This window comes from Exiguobacterium sp. s183 (assembly GCF_018617655.1).
Taxonomy (GTDB): Bacteria; Bacillota; Bacilli; order Exiguobacteriales; family Exiguobacteriaceae; genus Exiguobacterium; species Exiguobacterium aestuarii_A.
In genome coordinates this window covers 327,230-350,213 of sequence record NZ_JACSKN010000002.1, presented here as the reverse complement: position 1 = coordinate 350,213, position 22,984 = coordinate 327,230, and the positions used below count along the sequence as shown (strand labels likewise).

The 22,984-nt window shown below is 48.7% G+C and carries 21 protein-coding genes; 18 read left to right on the top strand and 3 right to left on the bottom strand.

What is annotated here, in order from left to right:
- Nucleotide 1: 1 nt before the first annotated feature.
- Both KNP62_RS07220 and KNP62_RS07215 read left to right on the top strand, forming a co-directional pair.
- Complete coding sequence (locus tag KNP62_RS07220) at nucleotides 2–718, top strand: hypothetical protein (protein ID WP_214694601.1); 717 nt, start codon at nucleotides 2–4, stop codon at nucleotides 716–718.
- A 92-nt stretch (nucleotides 719–810) separates the two neighbouring features.
- A complete protein-coding gene (locus KNP62_RS07215) occupies nucleotides 811–2,937 on the top strand; it encodes a (Fe-S)-binding protein (protein ID WP_074035807.1) in 2,127 nt (708 codons plus the stop codon).
- A gap of 52 nt (nucleotides 2,938–2,989) precedes the next feature.
- On the opposite strand, the gene KNP62_RS07210 is transcribed toward KNP62_RS07215, so the two are convergent.
- Complete coding sequence (locus KNP62_RS07210) at nucleotides 2,990–4,288, bottom strand: globin-coupled sensor protein (RefSeq protein WP_214784835.1); 1,299 nt, start codon at nucleotides 4,286–4,288, stop codon at nucleotides 2,990–2,992.
- Between the two features lie 178 nt (nucleotides 4,289–4,466).
- Between KNP62_RS07210 and KNP62_RS07205 the strand changes: the two genes are divergently transcribed.
- From KNP62_RS07205 to KNP62_RS07185, 5 genes are all read left to right on the top strand, one after another.
- On the top strand, nucleotides 4,467–5,783 hold the full coding sequence (locus tag KNP62_RS07205) for a hypothetical protein (protein WP_251125639.1): 1,317 nt from the start codon (nucleotides 4,467–4,469) through the stop codon (nucleotides 5,781–5,783).
- Nucleotides 5,784–5,863: 80 nt separating this feature from the next.
- Nucleotides 5,864–6,343 (top strand): DNA-directed RNA polymerase subunit delta, encoded by a 480-nt coding sequence (gene rpoE / locus KNP62_RS07200; protein WP_012727404.1) that lies wholly within the window; start codon nucleotides 5,864–5,866, stop codon nucleotides 6,341–6,343.
- A 249-nt stretch (nucleotides 6,344–6,592) separates the two neighbouring features.
- Nucleotides 6,593–8,188 carry a CTP synthase gene (locus KNP62_RS07195; protein ID WP_031422194.1) on the top strand — a complete coding sequence of 532 codons (1,596 nt, stop codon included), beginning with the start codon at nucleotides 6,593–6,595 and terminating at the stop codon, nucleotides 8,186–8,188.
- Between the two features lie 138 nt (nucleotides 8,189–8,326).
- Nucleotides 8,327–9,169 carry a TVP38/TMEM64 family protein gene (locus tag KNP62_RS07190; protein WP_214784831.1) on the top strand — a complete coding sequence of 281 codons (843 nt, stop codon included), beginning with the start codon at nucleotides 8,327–8,329 and terminating at the stop codon, nucleotides 9,167–9,169.
- 31 nt (nucleotides 9,170–9,200) lie between these two features.
- Complete coding sequence (locus KNP62_RS07185) at nucleotides 9,201–9,746, top strand: GNAT family N-acetyltransferase (RefSeq protein WP_214784829.1); 546 nt, start codon at nucleotides 9,201–9,203, stop codon at nucleotides 9,744–9,746.
- Between the two features lie 20 nt (nucleotides 9,747–9,766).
- Here KNP62_RS07185 and KNP62_RS07180 read toward each other — a convergent pair whose 3' ends face one another.
- On the bottom strand, nucleotides 9,767–10,882 hold the full coding sequence (locus tag KNP62_RS07180; protein ID WP_214784827.1) for an NADH-dependent flavin oxidoreductase: 1,116 nt from the start codon (nucleotides 10,880–10,882) through the stop codon (nucleotides 9,767–9,769).
- 261 nt (nucleotides 10,883–11,143) lie between these two features.
- Here KNP62_RS07180 and KNP62_RS07175 point away from each other — a divergent pair, with 261 nt between their 5' ends.
- The 10 genes from KNP62_RS07175 to KNP62_RS07130 all read left to right on the top strand — a co-directional run bounded on the left by KNP62_RS07175 (nucleotide 11,144) and on the right by KNP62_RS07130 (nucleotide 20,441).
- Nucleotides 11,144–12,802, top strand: coding sequence for a glycerol-3-phosphate dehydrogenase/oxidase (locus KNP62_RS07175; protein ID WP_214784825.1), 1,659 nt, complete (start codon nucleotides 11,144–11,146; stop codon nucleotides 12,800–12,802).
- 127 nt (nucleotides 12,803–12,929) lie between these two features.
- The gene (locus tag KNP62_RS07170; protein WP_214784823.1) at nucleotides 12,930–13,289 is read left to right on the top strand and encodes a DUF1093 domain-containing protein; all 360 of its coding nucleotides are present in this window, start codon (nucleotides 12,930–12,932) and stop codon (nucleotides 13,287–13,289) included.
- A gap of 91 nt (nucleotides 13,290–13,380) precedes the next feature.
- The gene (locus tag KNP62_RS07165; protein WP_074035830.1) at nucleotides 13,381–13,740 is read left to right on the top strand and encodes a response regulator; all 360 of its coding nucleotides are present in this window, start codon (nucleotides 13,381–13,383) and stop codon (nucleotides 13,738–13,740) included.
- 161 nt (nucleotides 13,741–13,901) lie between these two features.
- A complete protein-coding gene (gene fba, locus KNP62_RS07160; RefSeq protein WP_214694578.1) occupies nucleotides 13,902–14,756 on the top strand; it encodes a class II fructose-1,6-bisphosphate aldolase in 855 nt (284 codons plus the stop codon).
- Between the two features lie 95 nt (nucleotides 14,757–14,851).
- Nucleotides 14,852–15,682: a hypothetical protein gene (locus tag KNP62_RS07155; RefSeq protein WP_214784821.1), complete on the top strand. Its 831-nt coding sequence runs from the start codon at nucleotides 14,852–14,854 to the stop codon at nucleotides 15,680–15,682.
- Between the two features lie 74 nt (nucleotides 15,683–15,756).
- Nucleotides 15,757–16,407: a fructose-6-phosphate aldolase gene (fsa, locus tag KNP62_RS07150; protein ID WP_214784819.1), complete on the top strand. Its 651-nt coding sequence runs from the start codon at nucleotides 15,757–15,759 to the stop codon at nucleotides 16,405–16,407.
- A 27-nt stretch (nucleotides 16,408–16,434) separates the two neighbouring features.
- Nucleotides 16,435–17,691, top strand: a complete 1,257-nt coding sequence (murA, locus tag KNP62_RS07145; protein ID WP_214784817.1) for a UDP-N-acetylglucosamine 1-carboxyvinyltransferase — start codon at nucleotides 16,435–16,437, stop codon at nucleotides 17,689–17,691.
- 14 nt (nucleotides 17,692–17,705) lie between these two features.
- On the top strand, nucleotides 17,706–18,677 hold the full coding sequence (gene glpX / locus KNP62_RS07140) for a class II fructose-bisphosphatase (protein ID WP_074035838.1): 972 nt from the start codon (nucleotides 17,706–17,708) through the stop codon (nucleotides 18,675–18,677).
- Nucleotides 18,678–18,754: 77 nt separating this feature from the next.
- Nucleotides 18,755–19,681, top strand: coding sequence for an ATP-binding cassette domain-containing protein (locus KNP62_RS07135; protein WP_214784815.1), 927 nt, complete (start codon nucleotides 18,755–18,757; stop codon nucleotides 19,679–19,681).
- Nucleotides 19,671–20,441, top strand: coding sequence for an ABC transporter permease (locus KNP62_RS07130; RefSeq protein ID WP_012727390.1), 771 nt, complete (start codon nucleotides 19,671–19,673; stop codon nucleotides 20,439–20,441). Before KNP62_RS07135 ends, KNP62_RS07130 begins: the two co-directional genes overlap by 11 nt.
- A gap of 40 nt (nucleotides 20,442–20,481) precedes the next feature.
- Here the strand turns inward: KNP62_RS07130 and KNP62_RS07125 are convergent, their stop codons facing one another.
- Entirely contained in the window at nucleotides 20,482–21,183 is a 702-nt protein-coding gene (locus KNP62_RS07125; protein ID WP_074035842.1) for a C40 family peptidase, read from the bottom strand.
- Between the two features lie 385 nt (nucleotides 21,184–21,568).
- Between KNP62_RS07125 and rho the strand changes: the two genes are divergently transcribed.
- Nucleotides 21,569–22,906: a transcription termination factor Rho gene (gene rho, locus KNP62_RS07120; protein WP_214784813.1), complete on the top strand. Its 1,338-nt coding sequence runs from the start codon at nucleotides 21,569–21,571 to the stop codon at nucleotides 22,904–22,906.
- Nucleotides 22,907–22,984 lie beyond the last annotated feature (78 nt).

Below are 22,984 nucleotides of genomic sequence, written 5' to 3'. Positions count from 1 at the left end.
GATGGCGAACTGGATCATCATTTATTTGGCGCTGATTAACTTCTTCGGCATCTATTTGTTCCGGGAAGAGACCGTTCCTTCAAAGAAGTGGTTCTCTTTCTCGAGCGGGGTCGCCATCACGTACTTCTTCATGTATCTCTTGCCGTCGCTGAATAAACGCCAGGACACACTTCGTATCGATTGGTTGAATCTGGCCCTACCTTCAGAGATTTACATCGTCAGTCTCATCGGGTTTACATTGTTCTATGGCACGATGCGGTTCGTTCGGACGCCTCACTTCCAAGATGAAGCGGTCGATCGGGCCGTTTCGTATTGGCTACAAGTGACCCTGCTCACGGCATACATGACATTTTCAGCGTATGTGGTGACGGCCGATTCCGTGACGTTCGTTGCGAGAAGCTTCTATGCGACGGCGCTCGGTGTCCACTTTTTGGCACTCGGTCATGACTTGAACCGGCACTATGGTGAACGTTACATGCGACAAGGACGCTACTTGTTGAGCGGTGGGATTTTGCTCGGTGGGTTCTTTTCACGCTGGATTGACTTGGCTGCACACGTCGAAGCGCTCTGTTTTGCGTTCGTGGCCGGGGCGATGATTCTCAATATCGTGAAGTTTGAACTCCCATCCGACCGAAATCTACACTTCCGCACATTCGTTTTGGCCGTATGTAGTTATGGGGGATTATTGCTCATCTTGAAACATCTTCTAAACTTCTGACGAGAACTTCACAAAAATGAATGACTGTTCATTCATCATTTGATATACTGAATTCAAGATTGAATCCGTTTTCAAAAGGGGGAATTTTGGGGATGTCTACATTTTTAATCGTCAACTGGATTCTATTCTTGCTCGTCCTCGGCTATGGGGTGTATTTATTTGCTTCGCTGGTCCACCAGCGTTATACATTCATCAAGCTCGGGAAGAAGGCAGAATGGAGCCAAACGAACAAAGAACGACTCGAACAGGTCATGATCAACGTGTTCGGTCAAAAGAAATTGTTAAAGGATAAAAAGAGTGGCGCCATTCACGTCATGATGTTTTATGGCTTTATCCTCGTCCAATTCGGGGCGATTGATTTTATTTGGAAAGGACTAGCGGTTGGAACACGTTTCCCACACATCCCGCTCGGTCCACTCTATCCAATCTTCACGTTCATGCAAGAAATCGTCATGCTCATGATTCTCGTCGCGGTCGTTTGGGGATTCTACCGTCGTTACGTCGAGAAGCTCGTGCGCTTGAAACGAAACTTCTTAGCAGGTCTCGCCCTCATCTTCATCGGCGGGTTGATGGTTTCCGTCTTGTTCGGGAACGGGTTTTACCTCGTCTATAAAGAAGAGCTTCCGATGTGGGGTGAACCGGTCGCGACACTCATCGGTTCAGCGTTTGCTTGGGTACCGGGTCCGGTCGCTTTCGCCTTGTTCGTCGTCTTTTGGTGGATGCACCTCTTATTCTTACTCAGCTTTATGGTCTACATCCCGCAAGGCAAACACGCGCACTTGATTGCCGGGACGCTCAACGTCTGGCTCGGGCGCACACATAAAGTCGGTCGCTTGGCACCTGTTGATTTTTCAGCGATGGAAGAAGCAGAAGAATCAGATGAAGAGATCGTCTTCGGGGTCAACAAGATTGAAGACTTTAACCAGAAGCAACTCGTCGACTTGTACGCTTGCGTCGAGTGCGGACGTTGTACGAATGTATGTCCGGCAACGGGAACAGGGAAGATGTTGTCGCCGATGGACTTGATCGTCAAACTTCGTGACCATATGAATATGAAAGGTGCGGCGGTCACAAGAAAATCACCGTGGGCACCGGCACTCATGTTCCAAAACACGCAAGGTGCTGAAATCGCAGCAGCGGCGCAAGATGGCCATATGCTCGTCGCAGACGAATTGATCGGCAACGTCATCACGGAAGAAGAAATCTGGGCGTGTACGACATGCCGAAACTGTGAAGATCAATGTCCGGTCATGAACGAGCACGTCGATAAAATTATCGACCTTCGTCGTTACCTCGTCATGATGGAAGGGAAGATGGATCCGGAGGCGCAGCGCACGGTCGCAAACATCGAGCGTCAAGGAAACCCATGGGGAATGAACCGGAAAGAACGCGAGAACTGGCGCAAGGATACAGAACTCGTCATTCCGACGGCAAAAGAGAAGAAAAAAGCAGGCGAAGAATTCGAATACCTCTTCTGGGTCGGCGCAATGGGATCTTACGATAGCCGTAGCCAAAAAGTCGCGCAGAGCTTTGCGAGCGTGTTGAACAAGGCGGGCGTTTCATTCGCCATTCTCGGAAACGAAGAGAAGAACTCAGGGGACACACCTCGTCGAATCGGAAACGAGTTACTCTTCCAAGAACTCGCCGAAGCGAACATTAAATTGTTTGAGAAGTATGGGGTGACGAAGATCGTCACGGTTGACCCACACGCCTACAACACATTCAAAAATGAGTATCCAGACTTCGGACTTGATGGTGTGAAAGTGTATCACCATACGGAGTTACTCGCCGAATTGCTCGATACGGGTCGGATTCAGCCGGATCTTCAAGTGAACGAACGTGTCGTCTATCACGACTCATGTTACCTCGGTCGTTACAACGGCATTTATGATGCACCACGATTCGTCCTCGAACGGATTCCGGGTGTCGAACTCGTCGAAGCTACACGTAACCGTGAAAACGGCATGTGTTGTGGAGCCGGTGGTGGTCTCATGTGGCAAGAAGAGAAAGTCGGGACACGTGTAAACGTGGCCCGGACGGAACAATTGCTTGAGACGAAACCGACGGTCATCGGTTCGGCATGTCCGTACTGTTTGACGATGTTGTCTGATGGAACGAAAGCGAAGGAAGTCGATGAGACGGTCGGCACGTTCGACGTCGTCGAATTACTCGATCGTTCGCTGAAAGCCATCGAGATACCAGAACCGGTTGTACAATAATGGTTGTACAATAATGCAGGAAGGCACGGTCCGCGGACCGTGCCTTATTTGTTTATTGCATTTCAGCTGTGGAAAGAAGCGAAGAGGTCAAATGAGACAAACCTTGTGTCGTCTCGTTGATGGATGAAATGGTTTCAACCATCTGTCCGAGATCTTGTTTGTTCCGTTCAAACGAAAGGACGTATTGCCCCATTTCTTCTTGAACGGTCGAGAAACTAACCTTGACGTCATTCAATTGACGCATGGCTTCATCGTTCGTCCGATGCATATGTTCCATTTGATCAAAGAGTGCTGCGATATTGGCTTCATTTTCGTTAATGAGCGCATTGATTTGACTGCTCAGTTGTTTCGCGTTCTCCGCGAGTGTGCGCACTTCGGTGGCGACGACAGCGAATCCTTTCCCGTGTTCACCCGCTCGAGCCGCTTCGATTGAGGCATTTAGGGCGAGCAAGTTCGTTTGGTTGGCGATTTGTTCGATGCTTCGCGTCATGTTGACGATTTCTTGAGAACCATTTTTTAGAGCTGTGATGCGATCGAGCGAAGTGTCTACATAAGTGGCAGATTGTTTGAATTCGACTTCCATCTGTTCGATTTGTTCGCCGTTCGTATGTGTCAACGTCATCAAGTGACGACTCATCTTTTCCGTTTGCTCCGTTTCCGCAAGAACTTGGTGCGCGCGATTACTTGTTTCAGACATCGCTTGCCCTGTTCGGTCCATCGTCGTAGCGACTTCTGCACTGACGCGTGAGACGTCGCTTAACAATGTGGCACGGGCCTCGTTTGCGGACTCGAGTTCATCGAGTCGGGCGTTGACGTATTGTTCGGTAACGATTTGTGCGTCTAAGTTCATCGCGTGTGATAACGCCAAAAGAGATTCTGTCAAAGTAGCCGGGTCATGTTGATACGTCTCGACGACTTTTGGGACAAGTAGTGTGTTGAAAGCAGAATACGTCGCCAAGAACCAGACGACAGGGACCGCGAAGTGGTGATGTGTCTGTCCCATTCGTTTTCGCATGGCTAAGAATTTGTCATCGATGTTCCCCGTCAACAAACTACGAAAGTAATCGGCGAATACGTTTTTTAAACGATCTCTCGTCGATGAGGCGTTCGCGATTCTGACCATTTCGGGTTGAAGCATTAAGTGATCGAGTACGTTTTCAAGTACTTCATCTAGCAGGGACTCCACGAGTGGAGCCATGTCTTGTAGGCGCTTCACTTGAGAGGCCGTATACCCCATATAGTGAGCACGTCCGCTCAAACTCGAGTCAGATGGCTTGGCGATTGTCTGAATGTCGGGAAAACCTTCGGAAGCAATGAAACCTGTTGAGGTTGTCTTACGAAAAAGTGCCATATTTTTTTCTCCTTTTATGTCATATCTAAATTGGCGTTCTCTTCTATATCGTCAGAAGTGTGAAGAAACTGAGAAGTCGATGTGTTTCGAAAAAGGTTCACCGATAAATGGATATGGGAAAAGGTGATGGAAGAGCAGAATATTCAATCTTGAGTTAGGGGTGCGGACCGTGAAAAATATGATTGTCTTGTTGACGATTGTCAGTGCGCTTAGTAGCCAAATCCTTCCCCAGATTTTGTTTTTATCCATCATGGCAGTCGAAGAAGGGGTCGGGCGTCTCATTCCATTCCTGATTTTTTATGTGGCGAGTATGTCTGGTCTTTTACTATGGGTGTATGTCATCGGTCGACGCGGTTCAAAGGATACGTTTTTAATGGCTTTGTCTGTCCTTGTCGTCGGTCTCGTGTGTTTTGTGCTTCCATTTGATCGCGCCATTGAGTGGAGCGCGTTTTTGGTAGGCGTCGGCTCGATTGGAGTCGGTACCATCATGACGACGATTTTATCGCAATTGAACGAACTGAAGCCTGCTGTAGAAACTGACTCGAATGAAAAGAGTGGCAGTTCATTACCATTAGTCCTCGGGTTAGTCGGTTGGATTGCCGTGTTCTCCTATGCGTTGACGCAGTCGTACAATTTTGCCATCGCCTTATTCTTAGTGAGTCTCATTTTACCTTGGCTATTCGTACGAAAGTTGTCCCTTCAAAAATCTGCGACATGGCAGTTCGACACCCGTTCTTTTCTCCGTGCCTTTATTGCGGTCACTGTCTTTACATTGATTAGTCGTCTGCTCAGTCTTCTAGAAGGGGCACGTGGCTATATCGAAGTGTTTAGTCTGATGATTATTTTGTTAGCATATGTGGGTTGGTTGTTATTCCAAAAACGGGTTCGGACCTTCATTGGGGCGAGTCGGACGCGCCAAGTTCAATTATTGTCATTTGTCATCGGGTTGTTCGGCGGTTGGACGTTGATTGGTGCTGTATTTGTCAGCATTGCTCTCTATTCGTTCCAAGTGCTAATGATATATGTGTTCGTTCCGTTTTTAGCCGGCGTGATTGGTTGGATCTTGTTTGGTCATATATTTAATTTTGCGCGCCATCCTTATCTTGTGTTACTCATTTCCTCTTTGGTTTTTTTTCTAGGGTTTATCGAACCTCTCGCATTCATACCAGTATTATTTGTCAGTGGTTATACACAAACCATGTATTCAAGTGTCAGTCATGCTTACTTATTCGAAGAGTACGGGGAGAACAAAGAATTTGCCTCGTTGCTCATTCAATTGTGGAAGCGGTTCGGGATGGTCGTGTCCTACTCATTTCTGATGGTCGGATTATTAGCGTACGGTTTATACGTTGGACAGACCGTCAATGCGGAATTGTCATTTCAAATCCCGCGAGGATGGATGTTTGGCGTTATGGGACTGACGTGGTTGTTCAATATCGGATTGATCAGTGTTTATTGGTTCCGTGTTCGAGCCGAGGCATCCAATGAATCATAATTTCCTCTAGCTTTTTCATATCGCTTTTGTTTATAATGAGGAGTGATGTTTAACTAGTGACGGAAAAGGAGTGTCCTTTAATGAATAAATCGTTGATTGATTTCGTTTATGAACTTCTCCAAGAAACTGGCGAACAGCCTGTTTCTTTTGATGAGATTCGCGAAAAGATCAAGCAAAACTATACGTTTGCGAGTGAAGAAGAAGAGCTCGAGAAAATCGCACAACTTTACACCGATTTGAACATCGACGGGTTGTTCGTCAACTTGGGAGCAAACCGTTGGGCGCTTCGCGTTTGGTACCCATTCGACAAGTCGGATGAAGATCTCGTCATCGAAGCACGTCAACGTGGTGAACTTGACGAATTCGAAGAAGAGTTCGAAGAAGCAGACGAAGGCATCGTCGACATCGAAGATGACTTGGATGTATTCGCAAAAGTAGAAGATTATGATTCATCTGAATTTGACGATGAGGACGAAGAAGAAAAAGTAGAAGGCCTTGATGACTTCAAGGACGACGACTTGGACGACGACCTCGATCTCGAAGACGAGGATGATTTATAAGAGACCGCAAAAAAAGCCGGGCATCGCGCCCGGCTAGGCGTGTCTCTTTTTCTTTTTTAGTCGTTTTCACCGACTTGAAAAAAAGAAAAAATAATATCTTGACGACTGTATCGTCTCTGGCGTAAATTAGTCATGGGCTAGTTTAGCACGTAACGATGCAGCAAAAGTGTCCTCCATTTTCGGGGGCACTTTTGCTTTTTTTGTTTTTTCGTTTCCCGATGGTTGGTATTCAAGAGAGGAGAAAGAAACATGACAAAGTACATTTTCGTAACAGGCGGGGTAGTATCTTCGCTCGGTAAAGGGATCACGGCAGCTTCACTCGCGCGTCTACTCAAAAATCGAGGACTCAACGTCACGATTCAAAAGTTTGACCCATACATCAATATTGACCCAGGTACGATGAGCCCGTATCAACACGGAGAAGTATTCGTCACAGATGATGGCGCTGAGACTGACCTTGACCTTGGACACTATGAGCGTTTCATCGATATTAACTTGTCGCAAAACGCGAACGTCACATCAGGTCGCATTTATTCGACTGTCTTGAAAAAAGAGCGTCGTGGAGACTATAACGGTGGAACGGTTCAGGTCATTCCGCATATCACGAATGAAATCAAAGACCGTGTCTTCCGTGCAGGACGTGAGACGAACGCTGATGTCGTCATTACAGAGATTGGTGGAACAGTCGGAGATATCGAATCTCTTCCGTTCATCGAAGCCATTCGCCAAGTAAAAAATGACATCGGAAAAGAGAACGTCATGTACGTTCACTGTACGCTCGTTCCTTACCTTCGTGCGGCAGGTGAGATGAAGACGAAACCGACACAACACAGCGTCAAAGAGCTTCGCAGCTACGGGATTCAGCCAGACATCATCGTTCTCCGTACAGAGCACGATATCCCGGAAGACATGCGTGAGAAAATCGCACTCTTCTGTGATACGCGTAAAGAGGCGGTCATCGAAGCACAAGATGCGTCGACACTTTACGAAGTACCACTCAACCTCCAAAAACAAGGAATGGACCAACTCGTCAACGACTACTTCGGTTTCAACACACCGGCTGCCGACATGACGGCTTGGAAAGAGCTCGTTCACACGGTCACACACCTTGAGAAGAAAGTGAAAATCGCACTCGTCGGGAAATATGTCGAGTTGCGTGATGCGTATATCTCAGTCGCAGAGGCGCTCAAGCATGCGGGTTATGCATTCAATGCGGACATCGACATCGACTGGATCAACGCAGAAGACGTGACAGCTGAAAATGTCTCAGACATCCTCGGCGATGCTGATGGTATCCTCGTTCCTGGTGGGTTCGGTGAGCGTGGGATCGAAGGGAAAATCGAAGCGACACGTTTCGCTCGTGAAAACAACGTACCATTCTTCGGAATCTGTCTCGGGATGCAACTCGCGACGGTCGAGTTTGCCCGTAACGTCTTGAAGTTGGACGGTGCCCATACGGCTGAAATCGATCCATCGACACCGTATCCAATCATCGACCTTCTTCCAGAGCAAAAGGACATCGAAGACCTCGGCGGCACACTCCGTCTCGGACTTTATCCATGTAAACTCGAAAAAGGGACGAACGCGCACGCCGCATACGATCAAGAGCTCGTATACGAGCGTCACCGTCACCGTTACGAGTTCAACAACGAGTACCGTGAAGCGTTTGAAGCAGAAGGCTTTAAGTTCTCAGGTACGAGCCCGGACGGTCGTCTCGTAGAAATCATTGAGATCCCAGAACACAAGTGGTTCGTAGCATCACAGTTCCACCCAGAATTGATTTCGCGTCCAGAACGTCCACAACGTCTATTCCATGACTTCATCCAAGCATCACTTGGAGAATAAGTGATTGAAAGCCACGGTCCATTGCGGATCGTGGCTTTTTCTACATCAAAAGCATGAGAGGGAAGGTGCCCTTGGCAGGATACATCCCCTTCACTTTCTGGGTACACTAGAAGTAGAACGGGGAGAGGGTGATGGCTCATGAAAGAACGACATTCGATTTATCTTGGATACGGATTGGGGCTTGTGGCGCTCAGTCTGTTGCCGTTCATCGTCTTGCCTTCCCTCCTATTACCCTACCAGCTCGGGTGGACGGGCATTGTCTTACTAGCCCTCTCGGTCGGGCTATTGCGGGCGATTCGGGACGGCTCGAACGTCATCCTGAAGCAGATGTGGAAAATTACGTTTTCTCTCTTCTTGATTTTCGTTCTCGTCTATTACGTCTCGTTCGGACTTGTTCTCTATGACACATATGGATTAGATCGTCTATTAGAACAATATGAACGACAGGCGGTCTGGGTGTTCGCGGCATTCAGCTTTTTACAGCCGATTACCTTACCGGTCCCGGAAGCGGTTAGTGTGCCGATTGGAAGTGTAGCGCTCGGACCGTTTCGAGCAGCTTTAGTCGGAAGTATTTCGACTACGCTTGGTATCTTTGTCATGTATGGGTTGGCCAGGTTCGGTCGTGAGCGAATCATCCGCTGGGTCGATGAGGAGAAGTTGAAGACGTACGACCGATATGTCGAGAAGTATGGTCTTGGCATTTTGCTCGTCTTATTCATCATTCCGATTTTGCCGGACGAGGTGATCTGTCTTGCGGCCGGATTCAGTCGCGTGCCGTTCCCGCGTTTCGCGGGCATCGCGTTCGGTGCAAAACTCGTCACGTCGTTCGGGCTTGCCTATTCTGTCTCCATCGGACAATTGTTTATGACCGATTCGAGTCCAATTGCGATCGCTTCCGTCATGGCGAGTTTGATCGTCTTGATTCTTGCGTTCATCTGGCGTAAGCGAAAAAAAGGGGATTCGAACGGGACGCAAGAATAAGGTAAGGACGATCTATAGAAAGGAAGACAAGATGCGACAAGACAATGAAGTGGTCATTCGACCGATTGAAGAACAAGACTTATCACGACTATGGGAATTGATTTATCGGGATGCGACACCGGAGTGGAAACAATGGGACGCCCCTTACTTTGAACACAAGGCGATGTCCTACGAAGAGTTTCAGCAAATCGAGCAGTCGCTCATCCAAAAAGATGACATGTGGGTCATTGAAGTGGATGGAACCGTATATGGGACTGTTTCTTATTATTTTGAGGATGCCGGACGAGAGTGGCTCGAGATGGGCATCATCTTGCATCAGTCCGACCGCTGGAATCGTGGTGTCGGGACGCGTGCCCTTCGTCTATGGACAGAACATTTATTTGAGACGTTACCAGTCGTCCGTGTCGGCTTGACGACATGGTCAGGAAATGAACGGATGATGCGGGTCGCTGAAAAAGTAGGCATGCAACTGGAAGGTCGAATTCGTCAAGTGCGTGTCGTGAACGAGAAGCGCTACGATTCGATTCGGATGGGTATGTTACGGGAAGAATGGATTACGCAAAAGCACCGCGGATAAAAAGTCCGCGGTGCTTTGTGTTATTTCACTTCTTGATCTTTAATCGGGAACCAACCGGCACGAGTCGTGATGGCGTTCCAGAGTGGAGCGGGAACAGCGAGTTCGGCTTGTTTGTTCAAGTCGAGTTCTGTCTCAATCTCGTCTTCGCGGTCCGATTTCACTTTTTCAAGCCATTCCGGGTCGATGATGAGTTCGCGACCGAGTGCGGCAAGGTCGACGACCTCGAGTGCGTCTTCGACTTGCGCCGGACGCTGAAGTTGCCCGACTCCGATGAGCGGGATGGCACCGTTGATGCGTTTGGCGATGCGGTCAATCGAACGTTCCGTAACGTTCTCGTCACGCATGGAAGCCGTATTGAAGTTCCAGAGAGACGCGTGAATATAATCGACGCCTTCTTCTAAAATCATATCGAGCAACACATCCGTGTCGTCGAGCGTGATGCCTGGCTCTTCGATTTCTTCTGGTGAGAAGCGATAGCCGACGAGGAAGTCTTCTGCATCTGCGGCTGCTTCTTTGACACGGCGAATGACTTCGCGTGGGAACGTCAAACGTCCATGGACATCACCGCCGAAGCGATCTTCACGGCGATTCGAGTGCGGTGAGAAGAATTGTTGAATCAAGTAGGTATTCGCCCCGTGAATCTCGACTCCGTCAAATCCGGCTTCGATAGCGCGACGCGTCGCTTCGCCGAACGCCTCGATGATGGCTTCGACTTCTGACGTCTCGAGGGCACGTGGTGTAGCGGCTCCTTCGCGGACAGGTGCGACGGCACTTGCGCTGACAGGTTGTTCGTTCGGGACGAGTTCAGGTGGTGACATCCGTCCTGCGTGGAAAATTTGAAGGATGGCTTTTGCGCCTTCCGCTTTTAAACTTTCCGCCAATTGACGGAGACCCGGGATGAATTTGTCGTCATTGACCCCGAATGCGTTCGGGAACCCTTTCCCGTCTTCTGTCACGTAGGCGCAAGCCGTGATGGCGAGCCCGACGTTTTGCGCCCGCTTCCGATAGTAGGCGAGCTCATGCTCGGATACTTCGCCCGTTGGCTCTGATGAGTAATGTGTCATCGGTGCCAATACGAGGCGGTTCGGTACTTCGACGCCATTTTTGAACTGAAAAGGTTGTAACATACGTTTCATCTGAAATCCTCCTTCGACATGATACCTTGAAGTCTAAGCTTCTCGACTCAAAAATGCGAGTCGGATGCTTGTGAATGAACACATTACAGGTTACTCAAGCGTAAGAGATGATTGAACTCAAAAGAATAGGGTATAATACAGGAGAAAAGTTGATATTCGGTTCGAGACAATAGAGAGACCACAACAGAAGGGGGAAGCCTTGTTTTTGTTGTGGTCTCTTTTTCTATTCATTGAACCGTACTTACTATAGGAGGGAATAAGATGGAAATCAGAAATTTCTCAGCGAAAGAACGAGCGAAACGATATGAGCAACTGACAAGTGAACGTCATGACGTTCTTGTTGTCGGTGGAGGGATTACCGGAGCGGGGATTGCGCTCGATGCGTCGTCGCGTGGGATGAAGACAGCTGTCCTCGAGATGCAAGACTTTGCGGCGGGGACATCAAGTCGTTCGACGAAACTTGTTCACGGGGGACTCCGCTATTTGAAACAATTCGAAGTGGCGCTCGTCGCAGAAGTCGGGAAAGAGCGTGCGATCGTATATGAGAATGGTCCACACGTCACGACACCGGAACAAATGCTCTTACCGATGCACAAGGGAGGTACGTTCGGTCCCTTCTCAACATCGATCGGACTGATGGTATACGACTTCCTCGCAGGTGTAAAACGTGCAGAACGTCGCATGATGCTCAAACCAAATGAGGTCATCAAAAAGGCACCGCTCGTGAAAAAAGATGATCTGGTAGGAGGCGGTTACTACGTCGAGTACCGCACAGATGATGCACGATTGACGATTGAAGTGGCGAAAGAAGCAGCGAATCATGGTGCACTTCTCATGAACTACGCCAAAGTGACAGGATTGATTTATGAAAACGGCAAAGTGGCCGGTGTACACGTCGAAGACCAGATTGACGGGTCGACGTATGACGTCTATGCGAAAAAAGTCATCAATGCGACCGGACCATGGGTCGACGAGTTACGAGAAGAAGATAACTCGAAAAAAGGGAAGCAACTTCGCCTGACAAAAGGAATTCACTTGGTTATCGACCAGTCGAAATTCCCGCTCAAACAAGCGATTTATTTCGATACACCGGACGGTCGCATGGTCTTTGCGATTCCACGCGGAAACAAAGCATACGTCGGAACGACGGATACGTTCTTCGATAAAAACAAAGCGCATCCACGCATGACGACGGAAGACCGCGATTATATTTTAGAAGCCATTCACTATATGTTCCCAGACGTCCATGTCACAGCGGATGATGTGGAATCAAGCTGGGCAGGTATTCGTCCGTTGATTTACGAAGAAGGAAAAGACCCTTCTGAAATTTCACGTAAGGACGAAATTTGGCAGTCAGACAGCGGCTTGATCACGATTGCCGGAGGTAAATTGACAGGGTATCGCAAGATGTCGGAAACGGTCGTCGACCTCGTCGCAAAACTGTTGAAAGAAGAAGACGGTGTCGTCTATTTGGCTAGCCGGACGAAGCATATGCCGATGTCAGGTGGTCACGTCGGCGGTTCGAAAGGCTTCAAAGACTTCCTTGAGAAGAAAACAAAAGAACTTCAAAATCATGGCTTAGACGCAAATCATGCGGAAGAACTCGTTCGTCTATACGGATCGAATATCGATCGTGTCATCGAACGGATGGATGCGAACGCATATGACCTTCCTGAAATCGTCTATGCGCAATTGGTTTACGGAATCGAAGAAGAATCAGTCGTTCGTGCCATCGACTTCTTAATTCGCCGCACGGGCGCAATGTTCTTTGATATCGACTTCGTCCGTCAATACAAAGACGGTGTCCTTCGCTGTATGGCCGATGTCTTCAAGTGGTCAGATGAGCGTTTGAAAGAGGAACGTGAAGAGGTCGAGAAAGAGATTGAAATCGCAGTCGTTCCAGTGACTGTCGAATCATAATATCCAACGCGTCACACGAGAGGTTCATTCTGAACAGGATGAACCTCTTTTTGTGGAATGGTTTCATGACTTCGGAATAACGGTATATCTCATAAGTAGTCACTCTCACGTTGAAGGAGAACTGTTTATGATACGAAAGCTCATCGCCGTCTTATTAATCGGCGTTCTATTCATAGTAGGCTGGCGTTATGTCAATCTGGATCGTCTGTTAGCCGATGTGTATTATGTCAAGGTCCCGAGCGCGGAAGTGGCGACACAGACATCGCACGGATATCGGTACGATCTCATCGGCTACGATGAAGATGGGAAGAAGCGACCGCTCGCCATTGCGACTCCCTCATTATTAGCAGAAGGAGACTTTTTGAAAGTGTATGTCAAAGAGGAAGCTCCTGAAGTGACCGATTATGAACGCGTGAACGCGCTAGAAGTACCTGCACAGTTGAAAGAAGAACAGCAAGAAGATGAATCCGAGCCAATGTTCCCTTGATTTCAAAAGATAAGCATCGCGAAAAAGAGACGAGTTTGGTATGGTTGAATTGCTTGATTATGGAAAATGATGAATGAAAGAAGGGACATACATGTCACGGATGTTGATTGCAGATGACCAGGACGGAATTCGTACGATGCTCGCACAAGTGTTCACGAACATGGGGGTTGACGTGGACACTGCGCAAGACGGCATCAAAGCCTGGGAGTTTTTAGAGCGAGAGCAATACGATTTAGTACTTCTCGATATGAACATGCCCCGTATGTTCGGTCACGAAGTATTGCGTCGGATGAGAGAACAGGAACTAGAGACACCTGTCATGATCATGACGGCGTTCGGAGAAGAAACGGTTATTGACGAGGTGCGTCGTCTCGGAATTACTGCGCAATTTGAGAAGCCGTTTGATATATACGGAATGATTGAAAAAGTGAAGGAAGTCTTGAAAATTTGACGTTTCGTCACCAAGATGACATATGTAAACGCTTGCGCTAAGCCATTTCTATGCCCGAATAGCATAGGCACATGTTTTACGGTGTGTTATAATGGGAACGAATTGCACGGGGGAACTTTTCCCAAACGTGTATAATAGCGAACAGACAGGAGGATGTCATTATGCCATTAGTATCAATGACAGAAATGCTTAACAAAGCATTCGAAGGCAAGTATGCAGTAGGCCAATTCAACATCAACAACCTCGAGTGGACGCAAGCGATTCTTCGCGCTGCGGAAGACGAGAAATCACCAGTAATCCTCGGTGTATCAGAAGGTGCAGCGAAGTACATGGGTGGCTTCACAACAGTTGTCAAAATGGTTGAAGGTCTCATGCACGACTACAACATCACTGTTCCAGTTGCAATCCACCTTGACCACGGTTCTTCATTCGACAAGTGTAAAGCAGCGATTGACGCTGGATTCACATCAGTCATGATCGACGGTTCACACCACCCGATCGACGAAAACGTCGAAATGACGAAACAAGTTGTCGAGTACGCGCACGCTAAAGGCGCTTCTGTTGAGGCAGAAGTCGGTACAGTTGGCGGCGAAGAAGACGGCGTCATCGGTGGCGTACAATACGCTGACCTCGAAGAGTGTGTACGTGTAGTTAAAGAAGCGAAAGTAGATGCACTTGCTGCAGCACTCGGTTCTGTACACGGACCATACCAAGGTGAGCCGAAGCTTGGCTTCAAAGAGATGGAAGAAATTGCGAAAGCGACACAAACTCCACTCGTTCTTCACGGCGGATCAGGAATTCCTGAGCACCAAGTTAAAAAAGCAATCGAGCTCGGACACAGCAAAATCAACGTTAACACTGAGTGCCAACAAGAGTGGACTCGTGCGGTACGTGAGAAGCTTGACGCTGACTCGAAAGTATATGACCCACGTAAAGTTATCGGACCTGGGATCGAAGCGATCTACAACGTCGTAACTGGCAAAATGCGTGAGTTTGGTTCTAGCAACCAAGCATAATCCTGTCTTACCAAGCCGACTCTTTTCGAAGAGTCGGCTTTTTTTGAAACTTTCTTTCGGTGAAACCCGTAATCATGAGTCAGAGGAGGGATTCAATGAGTTATACAGAGCGAAAGACAGAACTGTTTTGGTGGATTTTTTATATCGTGGCGATTCTCATGTTGATCAGCCTATCGTTTGCAATCATGGTCGCACCGCTCGCGTTGATTTGGTACAATCCACAACCTTACCTCATCCCGCTCTTAGTGATTGTGGCATTAGGAGGGTTTGGGGTGTATTGGTTCATTCTGACGTTTCGTCAGTTATTGTGGAAAGAGCGACACCGTTCTCATTATGAGGTCACATCGACCGACTTATTTGGAAGAACATGGCGAGTTGAAGCAGAGGAGTCGATTGAGCAATCGATCCCACTAGAGAAGATTGAACGGGTCGTGTTCTTCCCGGCAATCGTTCGCAAAACCCAACCGTCCCCGACCATTCCAATCGGGAGACCGACGATTGAGCTCTGTCCGATGCTTGCCATTTTGACAGCGAATGAATCGGTGGAAATCTTGTTTGATATGCGTGATGTGCATCAGTTCGAGCGATGGATTTCTTATTTTCACGAGCGAGAAACACCGCTATTTTATACACCTAAATGGTTACATTGGATTGGAGCGAACATTGCGACACGTCAAGAGCGATTTGAACTGTTCAATCGACCGAACGAATTGATTCCGTTCCGCTATACGGGAAACATTGCCGAGGATGAAACGGCTGCTGCCGAAGCATGGATTGAGACATACGGTGCGGACCGCCAACTGGAAGGTCCTCATGAGGCATATTATAAGAAGCAGGCGAAAATTCGGAAATGGACCGCGATTGGAACGGTGATAGGGATTGTACTCATCGCAGCATCCATGCTCTTGATCGCGGCGTTGACGTAAAGGGTATAGCAATTCGACATGACTTTCCTCATAATAGAGATTGTAAGCGATCACAAATTGAGGAGGAGACACATATGCGTTTTTTCATTGACACAGCAAATGTGCAAGACATCAAACAAGCTCATCAGATGGGCGTCATCGGGGGCGTGACGACGAATCCGTCGCTCGTCGCGAAAGAAGGTGTCGACTTCCATACAAGACTTCGTGAAATCTGTGAGATCGTCGGGGATCTCTCAGTCAGCGCGGAAGTTATTGCACTGGATGCAGAGGGTATGGTGGAAGAAGGAAAGGAACTTGCTGCCATCGCGCCGAATATTACGGTAAAGGTACCGATGACACCAGCGGGGATGGAAGCGGTCAAGCAGTTTAAAGAGCTCGGGATCAAAACGAACGTGACGCTCATCTTTAACGCAAACCAAGCGTTGCTCGCGGCACGTGCCGGCGCTTCATATGTTTCTCCATTCATCGGCCGTTTGGATGACATCGGTCAAGATGGACTCGATCTCATCGAGACGATTGCCAACATCTTTGCGATTCATGGCATCGAGACAGAAATCATTGCGGCATCGGTACGTCATCCGGTTCACGCGACGAAAGCCGCACTCCTCGGGGCTGACATTGCGACAGTCCCTTACAAAGTCATCGAACAGATGATGAAACATCCGCTCACAGACAAAGGCATTGAGCAGTTTTTAGCGGATTGGAACAACGCTCAATCCAAATAAGTCCGTCGTAGAAAGGTTTTGATCAGCGTGGAAATTCTCCATATCGTTGGGCAGCAAAAATTAGAAGGAACCGTCGAAATTAGCGGAGCGAAACAAAGCGCCCTCCCTTGTCTAGTGGCTGCACTTCTTACCGAAGAATCGGTGACGATTGAAAACGTCCCGATGATTGAAGATGTAGAAGTGATGGTCAACTTGTTGAGAGAGTTAGGGGTTCGGGTCGAGCGTGAAGGCGAACGGATGACCATTCATTCGAATGAAGCGGTCGCCATGCCTCTCCTCGGTTCGGAGACGCGGAAAGTTCGTGCCGCTGTCTATTTACTCGGTGTCTTCGCCGCTCGATTCGGAAAAGGAGCGGTCGGGCTACCTGGGGGATATGCGATTGGTCCACGGCCGATTGATTTACACTTGAAAGCGTTGGAACGTCTCGGCATTCATGTAGAGAATGAATCCGGTCTCTATCACGTCCGGGTCGAAGAACTCGTCGGGAATCGGATTTACTTAGACTTACGGTCGTTTGGGGCAACTGTGAGTGCGATGCTTGCGGCGGTCTTGGCGAAAGGCACGACGGTCATCGAAAATGCGGCCTGTGACCCTGAAGTCGTCGATGTGGCAACGATGCTCACATCAATGGGCGCACACGTGAGTGGAGCGGGTACCGATGAGATTCGTATCAAAGGAGTCGAACGTTTGCATGGGTGTACGCATACGTTAATCCCCGATCGCCTCGAGGCAGGAACGTTCATGATGTTCGGCGCGGTGTCGGGGAGTGTGACCGTGCAACCGGTCATTTCGACTCACCTTGAAGGAGTCATCCAAAAACTATTGGATTATGGTGCGGAAGTGGAAGTTGGCGAGGAGTCGGTGACGGTGACCGCCAATCAATCCTTGCCGACAGACATTCGCGTGTTCCATTATTCAGGATATCCGAGTGACTTGCAGCCGATCATGTCAGCGGCTTTGTTGAAGGCAGACGGGACGAGCGTTGTCACGGACAAACTGTATTCTCAACGATTCCGACATATCGCCGAGATGCGCCGAATGAACGCGCAAATCACGCTAGAAGATTCCTCGGCGGTCATTCGCGGAGGAAATCAACTCGCAAACGCAGAAATGGAATGTACAGATGCACGAAGTGCCGCAGCACTCGTCTTATCAGCACTTCAGGCGTCTGGAGAATCGACGTTACTTCATGCAGAACGATTGAATGATTCATACGTCGACTTTGTCGGCAAATTAAAACAACTCGGTGCGCTCATTTGGGTGGAAGATCACACCGAGGCATAAAGGGGAGATTTCGGGTGGAACGAAGTTTATCGATGGAACTGGTCCGGGTCACAGAAGCAGCGGCACTTGCTTCAGCCCGTTGGATGGGTCGCGGTTTGAAGGTCGAGGCAGATGATGCAGCAACGACGGCAATGCGTGACGTCTTTGATACGATTCCGATGAAGGGGATTGTCGTCATCGGAGAAGGCGAAATGGATGAGGCCCCGATGCTCTACATCGGAGAAAAGGTCGGGAACGGCTATGGCTCACGTCTCGATGTCGCGGTCGACCCGTTAGAAGGGACGAACATCGTGGCAACCGGAACGTGGGGAGCGCTCGCTGTTCTAGCAGTCGCCGACGCGGGAGACCTCCTTCACGCACCGGACATGTACATGGAAAAAATCGCGGTCGGACCGGAAGCGGCTGGTCTCGTCAGTCTCGACAACTCGATTGAAGAGAACATCGAGATTGTGGCGAAGGCGAAGAAGAAAAACGTGGAAGATGTCGTTGTGACGATCTTACATCGGGACCGACACGAAGAAATCATTCAGCGGGTCCGGGCGACTGGAGCGCGAATCAAGTTGATTCCAGACGGAGATGTCGCCGCAGCCATTAACACGGCTTTCCCGAAAACAGGTGTCGACTTGCTACTCGGTTCAGGCGGGGCACCGGAAGGCGTCATCGCCGCTGTCGCGATGAAGTGTCTCGGTGGAGACTTCCAAGGACGTCTGCTCCCGGAAGACGAGGCACAAAAACAACGTTGCCATGACATGGGCATCGAAGACACGGATCGGATTCTTCTCCTTAATGACTTAGTAAAAGGTGAGGATTGTATCTTTGCGGCGACAGGTGTCACGGACGGTGAATTGTTACGTGGTGTCCAATTCACGTCGCAAGGTGGGCAGACACATTCCGTTGTCATGCGTGCCAAGTCTGGTACTGTACGCTTCGTAGAAGGGAATCATTCCCTCACGAAAAAACCGAAAATGGTCATGAAACCTGAATAACATGGAGTCGCGGATGTGTAAACGTCCGCGACTTTTTTGTGGTGAAAACGGGAATGGATAGTCAGGAGGTGGGTGTGATGATCGAAGTGGAAGGACTCGTGAAGACATTTAAAGATGTTCCGGCGGTGAACGATGTTTCGTTCTCCGTGAAAGAAGGAGAGATTTTTGCATTTTTAGGACCGAACGGCGCCGGTAAATCGACGACGGTGCAAATGTTGACGACGCTCGTGCGTCCGACATCCGGAGTGGCAAGAGTCAACGGATTCGATGTCGTCAAACAAGAAAAAGACGTCCGCCTGTCGATTGGGGTCGCTTTACAGGAAACCGGGATCGATAAAGTGCTGACGGGGCGTGAGTTGCTCGTCTTACAAGGGCGATTGTTTAAGATGTCAAACGAGGAGGCGCGTCGTCGTGCGGATGAGTTGTTAGAAGTCGTGTCCCTGACAGATGCCGCAGATCGACGGAGTGGCACGTATTCTGGGGGGATGCGGCGACGTCTTGACTTAGCCCTTACGCTCGTCCATCGCCCGACCGTCTTGTTTTTAGATGAGCCGACGACGGGTCTCGATCCGGCGAGTCGGATTGAAATATGGAATGAAGTGCGCAGACTGAACCAAGAGTTTGGGACGACGATTTTTTTGACAACCCAGTACTTAGAAGAAGCGGATGAATTGGCTGACCGAATCGCCATCATCAATCACGGGAAGATTGTCAGTGAAGGAACGGCAGAGGAGCTGAAACAACTCGTCGGCGGTGAGACGATTGCGATGGATTTCTCGAACGAGTCAGATGCGACGACTGCCGCCGCGCTCTTTCAGACGACGGCGAACGGGAACCATGTATCGTTCGAACTGCGTGATGTGACGCTGACCGAAATCGTTCGGGCGTTAGATGAACAAGGGCTACAACCTGAACGTTTGACGGTGAAACAACCGTCGCTTGATGACGTATTCTTACAAGTGACGGGCGAATCTTATGAAGGGGGCGAGCTTCGTGTGGACTGAGACGTGGTTATTCACGAAACGGAGTTTAGTCACGACAATCCGAAATCCGTTTTCATTTATTCCGAACTTGATCATCTCTGTTTTCTTTTTACTCGTGTACACGAGCGGTCTGTCGAGCGTGGCGTCCCTTCCTCAGTTCGAAGGAAGTGACTACTTGAACTTCATTTTACCGGTATCAATCGTCTCGGGAGCGGTCGGTGGGGCAGGGGGAACAGGACAGGCGCTTGTCCGTGATATCGAGAGTGGATATTTTGCGAGATTATTATTGACTCCCGCGACCCGGACTGCGATCGTACTCGGACCAATGATTGCGGGGATGTTGCAGTTACTTGTCCAAACGCTACTCATCTTTGCGGTCGCATTTTTACTCGGTCTCACGATTCCGGTAGGGGCGGTCGGCTTCTTCTTCACGGTATTACTCGCCATCGGGTTCGGTCTTGGATTTGCAGGCTATTCCGTAGGTGTTGCATTGAAGACACGGAATGCGCAAGCGGCGCAGGCGGGCACGCTGTTGTTCTTCCCACTCATTTTCTTATCGACGACTTTCGTTCCAAAAGAATTGATTGAGGCAGAGTGGTTGAAAGTGGCAGCGACATTCAATCCCACCACGTACATTTTTGAAGGGATGCGGGCCGTCTTGACCCAACCGGAGATTGACTGGGGTGCTCTATCGGCTGGACTCGCAGTGGCAGGAACGATGAGTGTACTCATGATTGTCTTCGCAGCGACGAATGCGAGAGGGGCATTGAAACAAAAATAAAAAACGACTCGGTTCCAATGAACCGAGTCGTGATGTTGTATTAGAGGTATGATCCAGCGCCAACGTAACGTGGTGCCCAGTATCCAGAAGTGAAGCTCGCGTATTTCACGCCGCCTGTTTCTGAGTTGATCATTTGTGTTTTGCTAAGTGCCATCCCAACGTGTTGGATCGTCCCACCTGAATGTGAGAAGAAGACGAGGTCACCAGCTTGAATCGATGACTTCGAGATTTTCTTCGCGCTTGAATATTGCTGGCGTGAAGAACGTGGGAGTGTTTTGCCGATTGCTTTTTTGTAAACATGTCCAGTGTAACCTGAGCAGTCAAATCCAGCAGTCGTTGTTCCACCGTAACGGTAAGGTGTACCGAGGTACTTTTTCGACTCAGCAACGAGTTTCGCACGTTTGCTTGACGATGACGTTGAAACTGTCGTCGTTGTTGAAGTTGATGTTCTCGGCTTCAAGTACGTGTACGTTGAAGAAGCTGAGATGTAACGGTGTGTACCTTTGTAGTTGATTTTATAGAACGAACCGGATTTACCAAGGTATGTATAGCGTTGACCTTTATCCATCTTCGCGACAACTTTCGATGACGTAAGTGACGGGGCAGTGCGGATATTCAAGCCATTGACTTTCGAGTAAGCGAAAGTGCCAGTAGCGGCTTCTGCTTGTTCACCAGTTGAGAACATGAGACCCGAGAAAGCAACAGTAGCAGCGACGACGATAGATGCAATACGCTTTAACATTGTGTAATTCCCTCCGTTTTTAAAATCAAATCGTTATTATATGACAAAGTCGAGTAATATTTTAATAGTCGAGCACAAGTTGCGAGTATTACCCGGTTTCCTGTGCAAATAAACTATATCATGCGCAAGACCGATGGCATTTTTCAATCACAAGTCAAAAAAGCGTTTTCTTGTAACAGAAATGAAACAATATGTGGATATAGTACTTATTTTGTTACAAAACCATCTATTATTGTGTAAGGATTTGTACAAGAGGGAAACCGTTAGACAAAAGGTGTTTTTTGCACGGTGACGACACGAAGAAAATGTGATTAGATGATGACAGAACAAAAAGAATCAAGTTGAATACTTCTTGTAATGAAATGTAGAAAGATAGGTGACTTGAATGAGTCAACAGACAGAACCGACAAAAAATTACACGCTTCGTGAACTCGAGACGAAGACGTTAAAAGAATTATATGAGATCGCCAAAGAAGTCAAAGTTCCAAACTTCCGAGAAGCACGGAAACGTGAGCTCATGTTTCGAATTTTGAAATCTCAGGCCGAATCAAAAGATTTATACTTCCTCGAAGGTATTCTAGAAATCATTCCACCGAATCCTCAGTCGCAAAATGACGGCGGATTTGGCTTCCTCCGACCAATCAATTACTCTCAATCTTCAGAAGACATTTACATCGCTGCTTCACAAATTCGTCGTTTCAACCTCCGAAACGGGGACCTCGTGACGGGGAAAGTCCGCAAACCGAAAGAGAACGAACGATTCCAAGGATTGTTGAGTGTAGAGGCGGTCAACGGGGAGTCGACGGACTCGACGCGGTCACGCGATTACTTCCCAGCGCTCACGCCGATTTACCCGGAACAACAGATGGTGCTCGAGACAGAGCCGAAACATCTCTCAGTACGTGTCATGGATATGATTGCGCCAGTCGGATTCGGACAACGTGGATTGATTGTCGCACCACCGAAAGCGGGGAAAACCTCGCTCTTAAAAGAAATTGCGAACTCGATCACGACGAATCATCCGAACGTCGAATTAATCATTCTTTTAATCGATGAGCGACCGGAGGAAGTGACCGACATCCAACGTTCTGTACCGGATGCGGACGTGGCCTTCTCGACGTTTGATGAGACACCGGAAAACCATGCGCGCATTTCAGAGCTCGTCCTCGAACGGGCGATGCGTCTCGTGGAACATAAAAAAGACGTGGTCATCTTACTTGATTCCATCACACGATTGACGCGTGCGTATAACCTATCCGTTCCGCCGAGCGGACGGACGCTCTCTGGGGGGATTGACCCGGCAGCGTTCCACAAACCGAAAAAATTCTTCGGGGCAGCCCGTAATATCGAAGACGGAGGTAGCTTGACGATTCTTGCGACCGCACTCGTCGATACCGGTTCACGAATGGATGACGTCATCTATGAGGAATTCAAAGGAACGGGGAATATGGAACTCCACCTAGATCGGAAATTGGCGGAACGCCGTATCTTCCCGGCAATCGATATTCGTCGTTCGGGGACGCGGAAAGAAGAGCTGTTACTCGGCAAGGACGAACTCGACTCGCTATGGACGATTCGCCGCACGATGAACGAGTCTTCGGACTTTGTCGAACACTTCTTACGCCGTGTCCGTGAGACGAAAACGAACCTAGACTTTTTCGCTGCGTTAGAGGCAGATAAGAAAAAAAGACGACCGGTGAAAAAAACGAAAACAGACTTGTAAATCCTATAGTAGGGTGATATTATATTCTAGTGAACTTTCTCTAGGTTGAAAGAATACTTAGGGCCGAAGGAGTTGAAA